The 13,976-nt window shown below is 75.2% G+C and carries 8 protein-coding genes and 2 pseudogenes; 5 read left to right on the top strand and 5 right to left on the bottom strand.

Annotation, left to right across the window (positions count from 1 at the left end):
- Positions 1 to 35 precede the first annotated feature (35 nt).
- Together ABZ719_RS17970 and ABZ719_RS17965 are read left to right on the top strand one after the other, a co-directional pair.
- Positions 36 to 551 (top strand): hypothetical protein, encoded by a 516-nt coding sequence (locus ABZ719_RS17970; RefSeq protein ID WP_366726141.1) that lies wholly within the window; start codon positions 36 to 38, stop codon positions 549 to 551.
- A 154-nt stretch (positions 552 to 705) separates the two neighbouring features.
- A complete protein-coding gene (locus tag ABZ719_RS17965; RefSeq protein WP_366726139.1) occupies positions 706 to 2,292 on the top strand; it encodes an FG-GAP-like repeat-containing protein in 1,587 nt (528 codons plus the stop codon).
- Between the two features lie 108 nt (positions 2,293 to 2,400).
- On the opposite strand, the gene ABZ719_RS17960 is transcribed toward ABZ719_RS17965, so the two are convergent.
- From ABZ719_RS17960 to ABZ719_RS17945, 4 genes and pseudogenes are all read right to left on the bottom strand, one after another.
- Positions 2,401 to 5,517 carry an amidohydrolase family protein gene (locus ABZ719_RS17960; protein WP_366726138.1) on the bottom strand — a complete coding sequence of 1,039 codons (3,117 nt, stop codon included), beginning with the start codon at positions 5,515 to 5,517 and terminating at the stop codon, positions 2,401 to 2,403.
- Positions 5,518 to 5,630: 113 nt separating this feature from the next.
- The gene (iolD, locus tag ABZ719_RS17955; RefSeq protein ID WP_366726137.1) at positions 5,631 to 7,556 is read right to left on the bottom strand and encodes a 3D-(3,5/4)-trihydroxycyclohexane-1,2-dione acylhydrolase (decyclizing); all 1,926 of its coding nucleotides are present in this window, start codon (positions 7,554 to 7,556) and stop codon (positions 5,631 to 5,633) included.
- A pseudogene (gene iolB / locus ABZ719_RS17950) lies at positions 7,553 to 8,440 on the bottom strand (5-deoxy-glucuronate isomerase); the annotation flags it as partial. The pseudogene iolB and the gene iolD, both read right to left, overlap by 4 nt.
- A gap of 271 nt (positions 8,441 to 8,711) precedes the next feature.
- Positions 8,712 to 9,587 (bottom strand): annotated as a pseudogene (locus ABZ719_RS17945) (deoxyribose-phosphate aldolase); the annotation flags it as partial.
- Between the two features lie 787 nt (positions 9,588 to 10,374).
- On the opposite strand from ABZ719_RS17945, the gene ABZ719_RS17940 reads away from it, so the two are divergent.
- On the top strand, positions 10,375 to 10,983 hold the full coding sequence (locus ABZ719_RS17940; RefSeq protein ID WP_366726136.1) for a GPP34 family phosphoprotein: 609 nt from the start codon (positions 10,375 to 10,377) through the stop codon (positions 10,981 to 10,983).
- A gap of 283 nt (positions 10,984 to 11,266) precedes the next feature.
- Complete coding sequence (locus tag ABZ719_RS17935; RefSeq protein WP_366726135.1) at positions 11,267 to 12,634, top strand: serine hydrolase domain-containing protein; 1,368 nt, start codon at positions 11,267 to 11,269, stop codon at positions 12,632 to 12,634.
- Positions 12,635 to 12,744: 110 nt separating this feature from the next.
- Here ABZ719_RS17935 and ABZ719_RS17930 read toward each other — a convergent pair whose 3' ends face one another.
- Positions 12,745 to 13,098, bottom strand: coding sequence for a cupin domain-containing protein (locus tag ABZ719_RS17930; protein ID WP_366726134.1), 354 nt, complete (start codon positions 13,096 to 13,098; stop codon positions 12,745 to 12,747).
- Positions 13,099 to 13,369: 271 nt separating this feature from the next.
- Here ABZ719_RS17930 and ABZ719_RS17925 point away from each other — a divergent pair, with 271 nt between their 5' ends.
- Positions 13,370 to 13,885, top strand: coding sequence for a hypothetical protein (locus tag ABZ719_RS17925; RefSeq protein ID WP_366726133.1), 516 nt, complete (start codon positions 13,370 to 13,372; stop codon positions 13,883 to 13,885).
- Positions 13,886 to 13,976: the final 91 nt, after the last annotated feature.

The following is a 13,976-nucleotide window of genomic DNA, read 5'->3' as shown; positions in this document are numbered from 1 at the left end:
CGTATGCTCCGCACGCCGCACTCTGAGAGGAACCCATGGCGATAACCCCCGCCCGCAAGGTGCTGCTGGGTGGTCTGACGGCCGCCCTGGTGATGGGCCTCGGCGCCACCGCGCTGGCCCTTCCGCAGACCACCACGTCCGCCGCCACGAGCACCGCCGCGGGCGACGTGCCGAGCCTGGTGGAGGACTTCAACTACCCGGGCGCCGCCCAGGTGCAGCAGGACCGCGGGGTCACGCTCAAGCGCGGCGACGGACACGTCTGGCTCACCGACGTGACGTCCCTGAACGAGTGCAGCGGCGCGTCGAACATCGCGATCGAGTCCCGCAAGGGCCTCTTCTGCTTCAAGACCAACGCCAAGTCCGGCTACCTCACGCTGGAGTTGCCCGACACGTTCAGCATCTGGACCCAGAACCACCCGGTGAAGGCCACGCTGACCGCGGAAGGCAAGAACACGGTCGTCAACGCACCCGCCAACGACCTCACCCCGGTCGGCGAGTCCGGCGACACGGGCCTGCGCTCGGTCCTCGTCGAGATCCGCGTCACCGGCTGATCAGCCGGCCCGGCACGATCCGCCTCCGGCGGATGCTCCAGGCGGCGGCCCCCGCCCGGCCGCGTCCCGCACGCACGCGTCCGCGGACCGCCGTCAGCACGTCCTGGTCCGTCCATCCGTCAGCACTTCGTACGACCTCCGGGGAGGCTCCACCATGTCAAGATCCCGCTCTCGCGCGGCCCTGACGAGCACTCTGCTCGCGGTCACCGTCGCGTGCGGTGCGCTCACCGTCCCGAACGCCCAGGCCGTCACCGGCGACGCCGCCGACAGCGCCTACGCGTTCACCGCCCGGATCGACATAGGCGACGGCGAACGTGCCTGCTCGGGCGCCCTGGTCGACCCGCGGTGGGTCGTCACCGCGGCGTCCTGCTTCGTGGACGACCCGGCCTCCGGCGCCGTTCCCGCCGCCGGGAAGCCGGCCAAGGCCACCAAGGTCACCGTCGGCCGCCCCGACCTCACGGCCACCGGCGGTCTCGTCACCGAGATCACCGAACTCGTGCCGTACCAGGGACGCGACCTGGTCATGGCCCGGCTGGCGCAGCCGACCACGGGGATCACCCCGGTCGCCTTCGCCACCACACCGGCCGCCGCGGGCGAGACCCTCAAGGCCGTCGGCTTCGGCCGCACCAGGACCGAGTGGTCACCGCTCAAGCAGCACACCGGCGTCTTCGGCGTCGACGCCGCGGACAGCGACCAACTGACGATCACCGGCCGCAACGGGGACGCGATCTGCGCCGGTGACGCCGGCGGGCCGCTGCTCCGGGAGAAGGAGGACGGCACGGTCGAGCTCGTCGCCGTCAACAGCCGCTCCTGGCAGGGCGGATGCTTCGGCCAGGACCCGGCGGAGACCCGCACCGGCGCGGTGTCCGCGCGGGTCGACGACAGCGCGGTCCAGGCATGGGCCAAGGAGGCCAGGGACCGCCTGCGGGAGGTCCTGTACGCGGCCGACGTCAACGGTGACGGACTGAGCGACCTCGTCATCCTGGGTGCCGACGGCGTCATCACCGTGCGCACCGCCAAGAGCGGCAAGATCGCGGTGAAGCCGGGCGACCCCTACTACCGGTTCAACGACGGCGTCCGCTGGAGCGCCGGGTGGAGCAACTTCCTCGGCCAGGAGGGCAAGGGGCGCCTGTACTTCGCCGATGTCAACGGTGACGGCAAGGCCGATCTGATCGTGCACGGCGCGGACGGGAAGATCGCCGTGCGCACGAACACCGGGACGTACTGGGACGGCGGCAAGGACTGGAGCGCCGGGTGGAGCAACTTCCTTGGTCAGGAGGGCAAGGGACGCCTGTACTTCGCCGATGTCAACGGTGACGGCAAGGCCGATCTGATCGTGCACGGCACGGACGGGAAGATCGCCGTGCGCACGAACACCGGGACGTACTGGGACGGCGGCAAGGACTGGAGCGCCGGGTGGAGCAACTTCCTTGGTCAGGAGGGCAAGGGGCGCCTGTACTTCGCGGACGTCAACGGTGACGGCAAGGCCGATCTGATCGTGCACGGCACGGACGGGAAGATCGCCGTGCGCACGAACACCGGGACGTACTGGGACGGCGGCAAGGACTGGAGCGCCGGCTGGAGCAACTTCCTCGGCCGCCCCAAGGGAGAGCTGCTCTTCGCCGACGCCGACAACGACGGCAAGGCCGACCTGTGGGTCCACACCACGGACGGAAAGGTCGCCGTGCGCATCAACACCGGCACGTACTGGCAGATCACCGCGGGCGACGACTGGGTCTGAGACCCCGCCCCCTCCCGTCGTACAAGCTCCACGGAGCACTGAGCGAGGGCCTTCCCGGACCGGTCCGGGAAGGCCCTCGCCTTCTTCGTGGGCCGCGCCTCCGACGGGCTACGCCCGCGCCTGAGCGGTCCCGCGGCGCCGGGCGACCAGGTCGGCACTGCGGTGAGGCACCCCGCCCCGCACCACGGCGACCGTGTCGACGAGCGTGGCGAAGTCGGTGAACGGGTCGCCGCCCACCACCGTCAGCTCGGCCAGCTTGCCCGCCTCGACCGTGCCGAGGTCCCGGGCGAGACCGAACAGCCGGGCCGGGACGGTGGTCGCGGTGTGCAGGGCCTGCGCCGCGGTGAAACCGTGGGCGTGCAGTCCGCGCAGGGCCAGGTGGAGGGAGAGCCCGACCGGCACCAGGGGCGAGTCGGTGCCCAGGGCGAGCCGGGCGCCCTGTGCGGCCAGCCGGCGGTAGTCCTCGAACTCCAGCTTCAGCGCCGCCAGTTCAGGGCCGGTGGGCCGGGTGCGGGCCCGCTCGTGGACGGCGGCCACGTCCCAGGGCGGCATGAGGACGTCCACCCGTGGGTCGTCGGCGAGCGCCGGATCCGCGCCGAGCAGGAACTGCGCGCTGAACGGCGTCATGATCATGGCGAAGTCGCCGTCGGCGTACTGCTCGACCAGGTCCTGGTGGATGTGGCCGAGCGGGGTGGTGGCATGGCCGTACGGCAGCCGCTGGGTGGCCTGGAGATGGGTGGTCAGGTCCTGGCCCGAGGCCCGGCCCGGAGCGCACAGGTGGCTGCCGCACGGCACGCCCAGGCGGTGCGCGGCCTCGGCGGCCAGCGCCATGTACCGGCCGGGGGCCCGTACGTAGGTCTTGACGAAGTCGACGTCCAGGGCGGTGGCCCGCTCCAGTGTGCGCCGCACGCCGCTCTCGGTGCGGTGGGCGCGGCCCATGCTGTAGGCGGTGCGGGAGCCGTCGATCAGTTCGGCGCAGGCCAGGGACCGCGGACCCAGGCAGGCCCCGGAGCCCGTCGCCTCGCGCAGCCGGACCGTCTCGTACAGCGGACCGCCCATGCAGGCGGTGGTGGTGATGCCGTAGGCGAGCGCGGTCAGGTTCTGCCGGTTGCCGTAGGTGGCCTGGTAGGGGTGGGTGTGGCTGTCGAAGAGGCCGGGGAGGACCGTGTGGGCGGAGGCGTCGAGCGTGCGGTGGCCCGGCCGGCGGGCGCGGTGCGGTTCGACGGTGGTGATCCGCTCACCGCGGACCAGGATGTCCACGTCCTGGCGCGGTCCGCCGCCGGTGCCGTCCCACAGCTGCCCGGCGTGCACGCGCAGCGGTTCCCGGCCGCCGGGCGCGCGGCGGCGGGCGGGCGGCGCGGCGGGCAGGGTGCGCGCCCGCACCGGGGTGCGGGCGTCGTCGAGACGCAGCAGCCGCAGGCGCCCGCACGACAGGTACAGCAGGGTGCGGGAGCCGGCCGCCCAGCTCGGATGGTCGGCCGGCTCGTCGGTGAGCCGGCGGGCGCGGCCCGCGGGGGTGCCGTCGGGCGTGACCGGCAGCAGCCACAGGACGGACTCGGCGACGAACGCCATCCAGTGGCCGTCGGGCGACCAGACCGGCCCGGCGGCGACCCGGTCCGACAGCGACTGGTGCGCGGCGGGCAGGTGGCGGCGCTCGGTGCCGGTGCGTACGTCGACGACACGGATGACGTTGTAGCCCTCGCGGAAGCGGTGGTTGAGCCGGTTGCGGTCGCACAGCGCCACGTACCGCCCGTCCGGTGACCAGGTGGGGGTGCCGGGCGGGCCGTCGGTGGCGAGCGGACGGGCCACGGTCCGCTCCCGGCCGGTGGCCAGGTCCCGCACCAGCAGGCCGCCGGTGACGTCGAGACAGGCCAGGTGCGTGCCGTCCGGCGACGGGGCGGGCGACAGGCGGCCGGTGCCGGTGACCGCCTCGTCCGCCGAGCCGTCCACGCGGACCCTGCGCACCGCGGGCAGACCGTCGCGGTCGGTGCAGTACAGCACGGAGCGCCCGTCGGGGGACCAGGCGGGCATCTGCACGTAGTGCGCGTCGGCGGCCCGGACCAGCTCGCGGGGTGCGCCGGGGCCGTCGGCGGGCCGCAGCCACAGCGAGTTGAGCGCCGCGTACGCCACCTGGCGGCCGTCGGGGGAGAGCACCGGCCGGTGCAGCCCGCGCACCGGGGCGGAACCGGTGCCTTCCGCCGTCCGGCGCCGCTCGCTGCGGCGGCGCGGCGCGGGCACCGGCATCCGGGCGGTGAAGGGGACGTCCGTGACGGAGGCGGTGCTCAGGGTGCGGATCCGGATGCGCCCGTCGGCCACGTAGAGGAGCCGGTCCTCGCCCAGCCAGCACGGCGGCGCCGCGGCCAGGTCCTCGTCCGCGGCGACCACCTGCCCGTCCACCAGCAGCTCCGCGCGGGACGGCGGGAGGGACGGCGGGCCACCGGGACCGGACAGCCGCAGCCAGGCGATCCGGCCCCCGGGGGACACCGCGGGGCACAGCAGACGGCCCGTGGTGACGGTCCGCACCGTCCGCGCCGTGCCGTCCGCGAGGGACACCCGGACCAGGGACATACCGCCGTCGTTGCCGCCGTCGGGCGTGTGGGCGGCGCGTACGCACACCAGCGTCCGCCCGTCCGGCGACCAGGCCGGGTCGTAGTCCTCGAAGGGGCCGCTCGTCACCCGGACCGGCCGGGAGCTGCCCACGTCGAGCGTCCACAGGCCGAACGAGCCGCCGGCCACCGGGTCGCCGCCGCGCTCGGAGGAGAACGCCAGCCGCCTGCCGTCCGGCGACCAGGCCACCGCGCGGTCGTCCCACGGGCCGTCGGTGAGCCGGCGCAGCCCGCCGCCGTCGGGCCGCATCGTCCACAGGTGGAAGGCGCCGCCCGCGTAGCCGCACAGGGCCAGGCTCCGGCCGTCCGGTGAGAGGGCCGGGCGGGTCGCCTCGACCTCCCAGCCGGTCAGCCGCTCGGCCGCACCGCCCGCCCGCGGCACCCGCCACAGCACGCCCTGCACCTCGGCGATCAGCACCTGTCCGTCCGCGCGCGCGGTGACCGACCCGCCGGTCGCCTCCCGGTACGTCAGCAGCCGCGTGTCCCCGTCCGCGGCGCGCGCCCGGGCGGCGGGCGCCGCGACCGGGGACACCGCGGCGAAGGAGACGGCCGACGTCTCCAGGAAACGCCGCCGGCTGACGGTCCCGTGCTCCGTACCCGCCTGCGTACCGCTGTCCATCCGCCGTCCTCCCGTGCCTCGCCGATCCGACCGGTCACCTGGTCAACCGGCGGCGGGGCCCGGGGTCACGGCCGCGGCCGGGTGACGTGGCGGGCGGGGCAGGAGCCGGCGTCCTACAGGGGGCGGCGGCGGGCGGTGACCTCCTGCTCGTAGCGCTTGCGGGCGTCGACGGCGGCCTCGCGGGCGGCCACCTCGGCCACCGGGACGTCCCACCAGGCCTCGGCGGGCGGGGCGGCGGCCGCCGCCGTGGCGCCGGTGTCCGTCTCGACGTACACGCAGGTCGGGCGGTGGGCGGCGCGGGCCGTGCGCAGCGCCGTGCGCAGCTCGCCCACGGTCCCGGCGCGCAGGACGTCCATGCCGAGGCTGGCGGCGTTGGCGGCGAGGTCGACCGGGAGCGGGGCGCCGGTGAAGGAGCCGTCGGGGGCGCGGTGGCGGTAGGCGGTGCCGAAGCGTTCGGCCCCCACCGTCTCCGACAGGCCGCCGATGGAGGCGTACCCGTGGTTCTGGACCAGCAGCAGTTTGACGGGCAGGTCCTCCTGGACGGCGGTGACGATCTCGGTGGGCATCATCAGGTAGGTGCCGTCGCCGACCAGGGCCCACACCGGCGTGTCCGGTGCCGCCTGCTGCACGCCGACGGCGGCCGGGATCTCGTAGCCCATGCAGGAGTAGCCGTACTCCAGGTGGTACTGGCGCGGTGAGCGGGCCCGCCACAGCCGGTGCAGGTCGCCGGGGAGCGAACCGGCCGCGTTGATCACCACGTCCTCGTCGCCCACCACCGCGTCCAGGGCACCGAGGACCTGGGCCTGCGTGGGCACCGCGCTGTCGTCAAAGGCGGCGAAGGCGGCCTCCGTCACCCGCTGCCACCGCTCCTTCCCGGCGCGGTACTCGCCCTCGTAGGCGGGGTCGACACGGTGTCCGGCCAGCGCGTCGACGAGCGAGGCGAGACCGGCCCGCGCGTCGCAGACCAGGGTGGCCGCCGCCATCTTGTGCGCGTCGAACGCGGTGATGTTCAGGTTGACGAAACGCACGTGCGGGTGCTGGAAGAGCGTGCCGGAGGCGGTGGTGAAGTCCGTGTAGCGGGTGCCGACCCCGATGACGAGGTCGGCGGTGCGGGCCAGGTCGTCGCTGACCGCGGTGCCGGTGTGCCCGATGCCGCCGAGGTCGGCCGGGTGGTCGTACCGCAGCGAGCCCTTGCCGGCCTGCGTGGAGGCGACCGGGATGCCGGTGGCGTCGGCGAGCGCCCGCAGCGCGTCCTCGGCCGCGCTGTGGTGGACGCCGCCGCCCGCGACGATCAGCGGGCGGGCGGCGGACCTGATCGCCGCGACCGCGTCGGCGAGTTCGGCCGGGTCGGGGGCGGGCCGCCGGATCCGCCACACGCGTTCGGCGAAGAACTCCTCCGGCCAGTCGTGGGCCTCCGCCTGGACGTCCTGCGGCAGCGCGAGCGTGACGGCGCCCGTCTCGGCCGGGTCGGTCAGGACGCGTACGGCGTTCAGCGCGGACGGCACCAGCGCCTCGGGGCGGGTGACGCGGTCGAAGAAGCGGGAGACCGGGCGCAGGGTGTCGTTGACGGACACGTCCGCCGCCGTCGGGTGCTCCAGTTGCTGCAGCAGCGGGTCGGCCGGGTGCGTGGCGAAGTAGTCGCCGGGCAGCAGCAGGACGGGCAGGCGGTTGACGGTGGCCAGGGCCGCCCCCGTGACGAGGTTGGTGGCACCGGGGCCGATGGACGTCGTGACCGCCTGGACGGAGAGCCGGCCGCGCTGCCGGGCGAAGGCGACGGCCGCGTGCACCATCGCCTGTTCGTTGCGGCCCTGGTGGAACGGCATCACGTCCGCGTGCTCGACGAGTGCCTGGCCGATCCCGGCCACGTTCCCGTGGCCGAAGATGCCCCAGGTGCCGGCGATCAGCCGCTGCCGCACCCCGTCGCGCTCGGTGTACTGGGCGGCGAGGAAGCGGATCAGCGCCTGGGCGACCGTCAGACGGCGGGTGCGGGGGCCGGGGCCCGGCTCGGGGCCGGGACGGGAGTGGTGGCTGGGGGTCATGGGGTCTGCTCCGGTGCCGAGTAGAGGGGAAGACGCGGGTCGACGGGCTGTGCGGGCCAGGTGCCGCGGATCCAGGCGTGGTCGGGGTGGTCCCGGATCAGCCAGGCGCGTTCGGTACCGGGGCCCGCCATGACGTTGAGGTAGTACATGTGGTGGCCGGGCACGGCCATCGACGGACCGTGCCAGCCGTCCGGGATCAGCACGACGTCGCCGTCGCGCACCTCGGCCAGCACGTCCGTGTCCCGGCCGGGCCCCGACGGGGAGACCCGCTGGTAGCCCAGACCGGGGGTGCCGTCGTGGCCGGCGAACTCGAAGTAGTAGATCTCCTCCAGGACCGACTCCTCGCCGGGCCGGTGCTCGTCGTGCTTGTGCGGCGGGAACGACGACCAGTTGCCGCCCGGGGTGAGCACCTCGACGGCGATCAGGGCGTCACAGTCCCACACCCCCGCCGCGGCGAAGTTGTTGACCTGGCGCGAGCACGGGCCGCTGCCGCGCAGTTCCACCGGCACATCGCAGGCCGCGCCGTAGCGGGCGGGCAGGCGCCGGGTGCAGCGGGCGCCGGTGAGCGCGAAGCGCCCGCCGCCGGCGGACGAGACCGTCGTCCGGGCGTCCCGGGGCACGTAGGCGAAGTCGCTCACGCCGCTGAACACGCTCGCCCGGCCGGTCAGCGCGAACGTGTCGTGGCCCGAGCCGTCGGCGCAGGCGACCGCGCAGCCCCCGCTCAGCGGCAGCACGATCCACTCGCTGTCGCCGGTGTCGAAGGTGTGCGAGCCGCCCGGCGCCAGTTCCAGGACCCGGAGGGAGCAGTGGCCCCAGCCGGCGGACTCGGGGGTGACGTGCACCGCGTAGGGGCCGTGGGCCGCCCGGCCGGCCCGGAGGTGGTACGGACTCGCCGGGCCGGTGCGGCCGTCAGGTCCGGTCGGGCCGGCGGGACCGGCGGGCCGGTCGGGTCGGTCGGGCCGGTCGGGCCGGGTCGGTTCGGCGGGGCCGGTGGGCGGGTCGGGCCGGGTCGGGGCCGCCGGGGCGGTGGAGCCGTCGGGTCCGGGGGTGAGGTCTGCGCGGCCGGTGGGTTCGTCCGGTCCGGTGGGTCGGTCGGGCCCGGTGGGTCCGGGGCGCGGGGGTGTGCGGGTCATCGGGTGCGGTCCCTCCTCGTCGCAGCAGGCTGACGGCGGTGTCGACCGCGTCCTCGACACCGCCCTTCGCGGGGTGGAGCAGTGAACGGCCCACGACCAGGCCCTGGACGGTGGGCAGCCGCAGGGCCTTCCGCCGGCGCGCGTAGGCCCCCTCCTGGTCGTCGCCGACCTCCCCGCCCAGCAGCACGGCGGGCAGGGCCGAGGTCGCCAGGACCTCGGCCATGGCGTCCGGGTCCGCGGTGACCGGCACCTTCAGCCAGGTGTACGCGGAGGTGCCGCCCAGGCCGGAGGCGATGGCGATGGAACGGGTGACGGCCCCGGCGGACAGGTCGTTGACGATCCGGGCGTCCGCCCGGCGCGAGATGAACGGCTCGACGAACACCGGCAGGCGCGCCGCGGCCATCTCGTCCACCGCCCGTGCCGCGGACTCGATGGTGGCCGGCGAGCCGGGGTCGTCGTAGTCGATGCGCAGCAGCAGTTTGCCGGCGTCGAAGCGGAGCCGGGCGATGTCGCGGGCGCGGTGGCCGGTGAAGCGGTCGTCCATCTCGAAGGACGCGCCCGCCGGCCCCCCTCGGTTCATGGAGCCCATGACCACCTTGCCGTCGAGTGCGCCGAGGAGCAGCAGGTCCTCCAGTATGTCGGCGGAGGCGAGCACTCCGTCGACACCGGGCCGGGACAGGGCCACGCACAGGCGCTTCAGCAGCCCGGCGCGGTCGGCCATGGCGAGGCCGTGCTCCCCGACCCCCAGCGCGCCGCGCGCGGGATGGTCGGCGGCCACGATCAGCAGCCGTCCGCTGCCTCCGACCAGCGGGCGGCGCACCCGGCGTTCGGCCGCCTCGGCGACGGCGCCGGGGTGCCGGGCTCTGACCGAGGTGAGGTCGGGAATGCGGACGCTCAAGGGAGGGCTCCGTTCAGGAGGCGCAAGGCCGGGCTCCGTTCAGGCGGTCGGCGGTGGTCGGCCGAGGAGAGGGCGGAGGGGCGGGGGTGCAGGGGCGGGCCGGCGCAGGCAGGCCGTCGGCCGCCCCCCGGGGGTAGGACGGGACACAACGGGTAGGGATCGACCCCGGCGGGGGAGGGCGGATCCGGGAGCCCGCCGTCCCCAAGGTGTAGGGCCCGCGGCAGTGCGCTGTCAATGCTTTGTTCTAACATACGGACCTACTTCTGAAGTGATGTCCTGACAAACTATGGACAGCGGGCACCGCAGGGGAGTGGATCCCGTCCCAGCGCACCAGCCGTCCGTGAACCGGCGAGGACCCGCACCACCCCGCCGGGGCCGGCCTCCCCCCGTCGCACAGTGAGGTGCAGGAAATTGGACCTCGTCTGCGTCGTCCAGGAACAGGGCGACGACGTGGGTCCGGACCCCGGCAGCAGGGCCCGGCGGCCCACCGGCTCGGTCCCGCGCTCCGGCTCGGTCCCGCGCTCCGGTCGGCCCCGTGGTCCGGTGAGATCCGTGGCCGGTCCGGTGCGGTCCCCGGTTCCGGCGGGATCCGTTGGTCCGGCCCGGTCACTTCCGCCGGTCCCGTGCCGCCCGCCGGTGCGCGACCGCTCCCTCGCCCGGCCCCGCTCCCCGTTCCCAGCCGCTCGCGCCGCGCTACAGTCGGCCGGGTACGGCATCACCAGGCGCCACGTCCCGCGCCGGTCGCCCGGCGGCGCGGGGCCGGACACGCCCTTCGACGGGGAGCCTCATGAGCACACCGCGTGACCTGATGATCGTCGCCCTGGACGTGGCGTCCGCCCGGCCCGTGGAGCGCGGGGACCTCGCGCTCGCCCTGGCGGGGGCGGAGGCGTACGACCTGCTCCGGGCGGAGGCGATCGGGCTGGACGGCGGTGGCCGGATCCTGCCCCGGCCGCGAACCCGGCTCGGCGACCGCCTCCTGGACGAGGCCGCCGCCGCACTCCTGCGCGAGGCCCCCTACGAATCGTTGCCGGACTGGCTGTGGCGGCGCGGTCGCGGCCTGGCCGCGGCCTACCTGGCGGCGCTGGAGGAGGAGGGGCAGGTGACGTGGGAGCGGACCCGCCGGCTGCCCTTCCGCGGCTCGCGCACCGTCCTGGGTGACACCGAGGCGCGGCGGCGGGCGGCGTTCCGCTGGGCCGCGGACGAGCCGGTGCTGCTGGCGCTGGCCGCGGCCGCCGGGATCCGCGACGAGATCGCCCCCGACGAGCCGGCGGTCACCGACGACGCGGTCCTCACCGTGCTCGCCACCGTGCACGACGCCGTGATGGAGCTGGAGGCGGTGCGCCGGCGCCGCGCCATCGAGGAGGCCGCCTTCGCGAACGTCTGGCGCGGCGCGTGAGAGGGGCGGCGCCGGCAGGCGGCCGGGCGGGGCCGCTCCTATGCTGGGGAGGTCTCCTCCGCCGAGGGTGACTCCTCCCGCGGGTGTCCGCTCCTGCGGGGGTGCCCCCTGGGCCGAGAGTGCCTTCTGTACTGAGGACGTCGGGCCGCGCGGCCGGTGCACCTGCGGACGCCCCTGACGTCATGGCCGGTCCCGTCGGCGTCCGCCGCGGTAAGGACGCCTCCTGGTCCCGCGCCCGTCGACGACGGCCGCGGGTGCGATCCGCAGCGCTCGGAGTCAGCCCATGACGCACGCGTGCCCACGACGGCTGCGCGGGAGGGCCGCCACCGCGACCGCCGCCGGGATCCTGGTCATCCCACTCCTCGCCACCGCCTCGTTCACCGCGGGCCCCGCGGCCGCCGCCCCGGCCGCACGGACCTCGCCCGCCGGTGCCGCCGCCCCGTTCCCGCCTCCCGCCCGGACCGGCGCGCCACCGCCCGGACAGCTCCCGTCCCGGCCCGCGTCCCCTCCCCCTTCCCCTTATGCGTCCGCTTCTCCCTCCCCGTCCGGCTCCGCCTCCGAGGTCCGCACCCTCACACCCGCCGTGGTCCGGCAGCTGGACCGGGCCGTGCGGCGCGTCCAGCGCGAGGCGAACGTTCCCGGCGTGATCGTCGGCCTGTGGACACCCGGCCAGGGCCAGTACGTGAAGTCCTTCGGCGTCGCCGACCGGAGCACCGGCCGGAAGATGTCCGCCGACCTGTACATGCGCATCGGCAGCGAGACCAAGACGTTCACCGTGACCGCGCTGCTGCGGCTGGTCGACCGGCACCGGGTGGGCCTGGACGACCCCGTGGGCAAGTACGTCGACGGGGTGCCGGACGGCGGCCGGATCACGCTGCGCGAGCTGGCCGGCATGCGCAGCGGCCTGTTCAACTACTCCGAGGACGACGGCTTCCGCAAGGCGTTCACCTCCGACCCGCGGCGCCCCTTCACCCCGCGGCAGCTGCTCGCGTACGCCTTCCGGCACCCCGTGCTCTTCCCGCCGGGCCGGAAGTTCGACTACAGCAACACCAACCTCATCCTGCTCGGGCTGGTGATCGAGAAGGTCAGCGGCCGGTCGCTGGCCGACTGCATCCGCGCGAACGTCCTCGGACCGGCCGGCCTGCGCCACACCCTCTTCCCGGCCGGTGCCGAGTTCCCCGAGCCGCACGCGCAGGGCTACACGGACCAGACCGCGAACGGCCGCACCGCCGACACCGCCGGCTGGAACCCCTCCTGGGGCTGGGCGGCCGGCGCGATGATCTCCGACCTCGACGACCTGCGCGTCTGGGCGCGGACCGTGGCGACCGGGGTGCTCCCCGACGGTCGTGCCCTGGTCAGCCCGGCCACGCAGAAGCAGCGGCTCACCACACCGCCGACGTCCGTCCCCGGCGCGGCGTACGGGCTGGGCATCTTCGCCGTCCATGGCTGGATCGGCCACAACGGCTCCCTGCCCGGCTACGAGTCCCTCACGGTCTACCTGCCCGCCGCCCGCACGACGCTCGTCGTCCTGCTCAACACGGACACCGGCCACCAGGGCGCCGAGCCCAGCACGCTGTTCGGCCGGGCCGTCACCGGGATCGTCACGCCACGGCACGTGTTCGACCTGCCGGCGCAGCCCGCCGCCCGGTGACCCGCGCCGCAGGCAGGCGACCCGCACCACGACCCGCGCCGGGACCTGGGCCGGATCCGCCATCCGGTGACGCGCGCCCGCGGTGTCCGGCCGGCCCCGGGGCGCCCCGCTCAGAGGTTGACGGCGTACACCTTGCGCAGCGTCTCGTGCACCGTCCACGTCGTCCGGTCGCCCTCGCGCAGCACCGCCATGTCACCGGGGCCGACGCGCAGGGTCGGCCCGCCCTCCACCTCGATGGTCGCCGACCCGCTGACCACGACGAACAGTTCGTCCGCCTCGGTGTCGGTGACGACCCCGGGCGTGATCTGCCAGATCCCGCGCACCTGACGGCCGTCCGCCGACTCCCAGACGACCTTCCCGGTCACCTCGGGCGAGCCGGAGACGATCTGCCCGGGGGCGAGCGGCTCGGGAACCAGCTCGGCATCGAGGACGCCGGGGACGTGGAGAACGAAGCTGCGGTCCATGCACGGACCCTAACGGGGCCCCGCGCCCCGGTGGTCTGGACAGAGTGTGGGGGATCGGCCCGGACGCCCGGACACTTCGTCGTGCGGTGGGGAGAGCGTGCGGTGGGGACAAGGCGGTGGGGATGTCATCGGGCGGGGAGGTGGGGAGGTGGGTGCGGGGAGTGGTGGCCGGAGCGCGATGCGGTGCAGGCGTCCGTGGAGTGGCGGAGGCCGGTGCTTGGGGTGATCGTGGGGACAATCCGTCCTCGTACGTCCGGGAAGCGAGCAGCCCATGGCGGACCCCGCGGCGGCCGTCCCCGCACGGCCCGCGCACGACGACACCCGGTCCCTCCTGCTCTTCGGCGGGGTCTACGGCGCCGTGGTGGCCAGCGCCATGGTCGCGGCGCTGACCGAGTACGGGCACAACTCGCCGGGCGCCCGCCGTTACGACGCGGCCTGGCTGCTGGTGACCGCGTTCGCCTCGGCCCTGGCGCACGGCTACTCCCACTACATCGCCGAGCGCGGCCCGCGCCGGCGCGGTGAGGCGCTGCTGGCGCTCGCCGCGGAGTGGCCGCTGGTCGTGGCCATGCTGCCCACGGTGCTGATCCTCGCCGGCGCGGGCTGGGGCTGGTGGTCCGCGGACGGAGTGGAGTACCCGGCGTTCGTCTTCAACATCGCGCTGCTGTTCGTGCTGGGGCTGCTCTCGGCGCGGTGGGCGGGACGCCGCTGGCCGATCGTGCTGGTCACGGGCGTGGTGGACGCCCTGTTCGGCCTGATCGTCGTGGTGGCCAACGCGGTCATCAAGTAGGCCCCGCGCCCCCGCACCCCCGCACCCGCGCGCCGGCCGCCGGGCCGGCCGGCGCGGCCGTGTTCCGTGCGGCGGCCCGCCCGCGGTGGCC

It is taken from the genome of Streptomyces sp. NPDC006743 (genome assembly GCF_040703815.1).
GTDB lineage: Bacteria > Actinomycetota > Actinomycetes > Streptomycetales > Streptomycetaceae > Streptomyces.
The sequence above is the reverse complement of the archived record's forward strand: the minus strand, read 5'-3'. Positions and strand labels throughout refer to the sequence as shown.

Coding starts and splice junctions, on each gene's coding strand:
- ABZ719_RS17940 (WP_366726136.1), top strand. CDS start 10,375: ATGAGCACACCGCGTGACCTGATGATCGTCGCCCTGGACGTGGCGTCC.
- ABZ719_RS17970 (WP_366726141.1), top strand. CDS start 36: ATGGCGATAACCCCCGCCCGCAAGGTGCTGCTGGGTGGTCTGACGGCC.
- ABZ719_RS17960 (WP_366726138.1), bottom strand. CDS start 5,517: ATGGACAGCGGTACGCAGGCGGGTACGGAGCACGGGACCGTCAGCCGG.
- ABZ719_RS17935 (WP_366726135.1), top strand. CDS start 11,267: ATGACGCACGCGTGCCCACGACGGCTGCGCGGGAGGGCCGCCACCGCG.
- iolD (WP_366726137.1), bottom strand. CDS start 7,556: ATGACCCCCAGCCACCACTCCCGTCCCGGCCCCGAGCCGGGCCCCGGC.
- ABZ719_RS17925 (WP_366726133.1), top strand. CDS start 13,370: ATGGCGGACCCCGCGGCGGCCGTCCCCGCACGGCCCGCGCACGACGAC.
- ABZ719_RS17965 (WP_366726139.1), top strand. CDS start 706: ATGTCAAGATCCCGCTCTCGCGCGGCCCTGACGAGCACTCTGCTCGCG.
- ABZ719_RS17930 (WP_366726134.1), bottom strand. CDS start 13,098: ATGGACCGCAGCTTCGTTCTCCACGTCCCCGGCGTCCTCGATGCCGAG.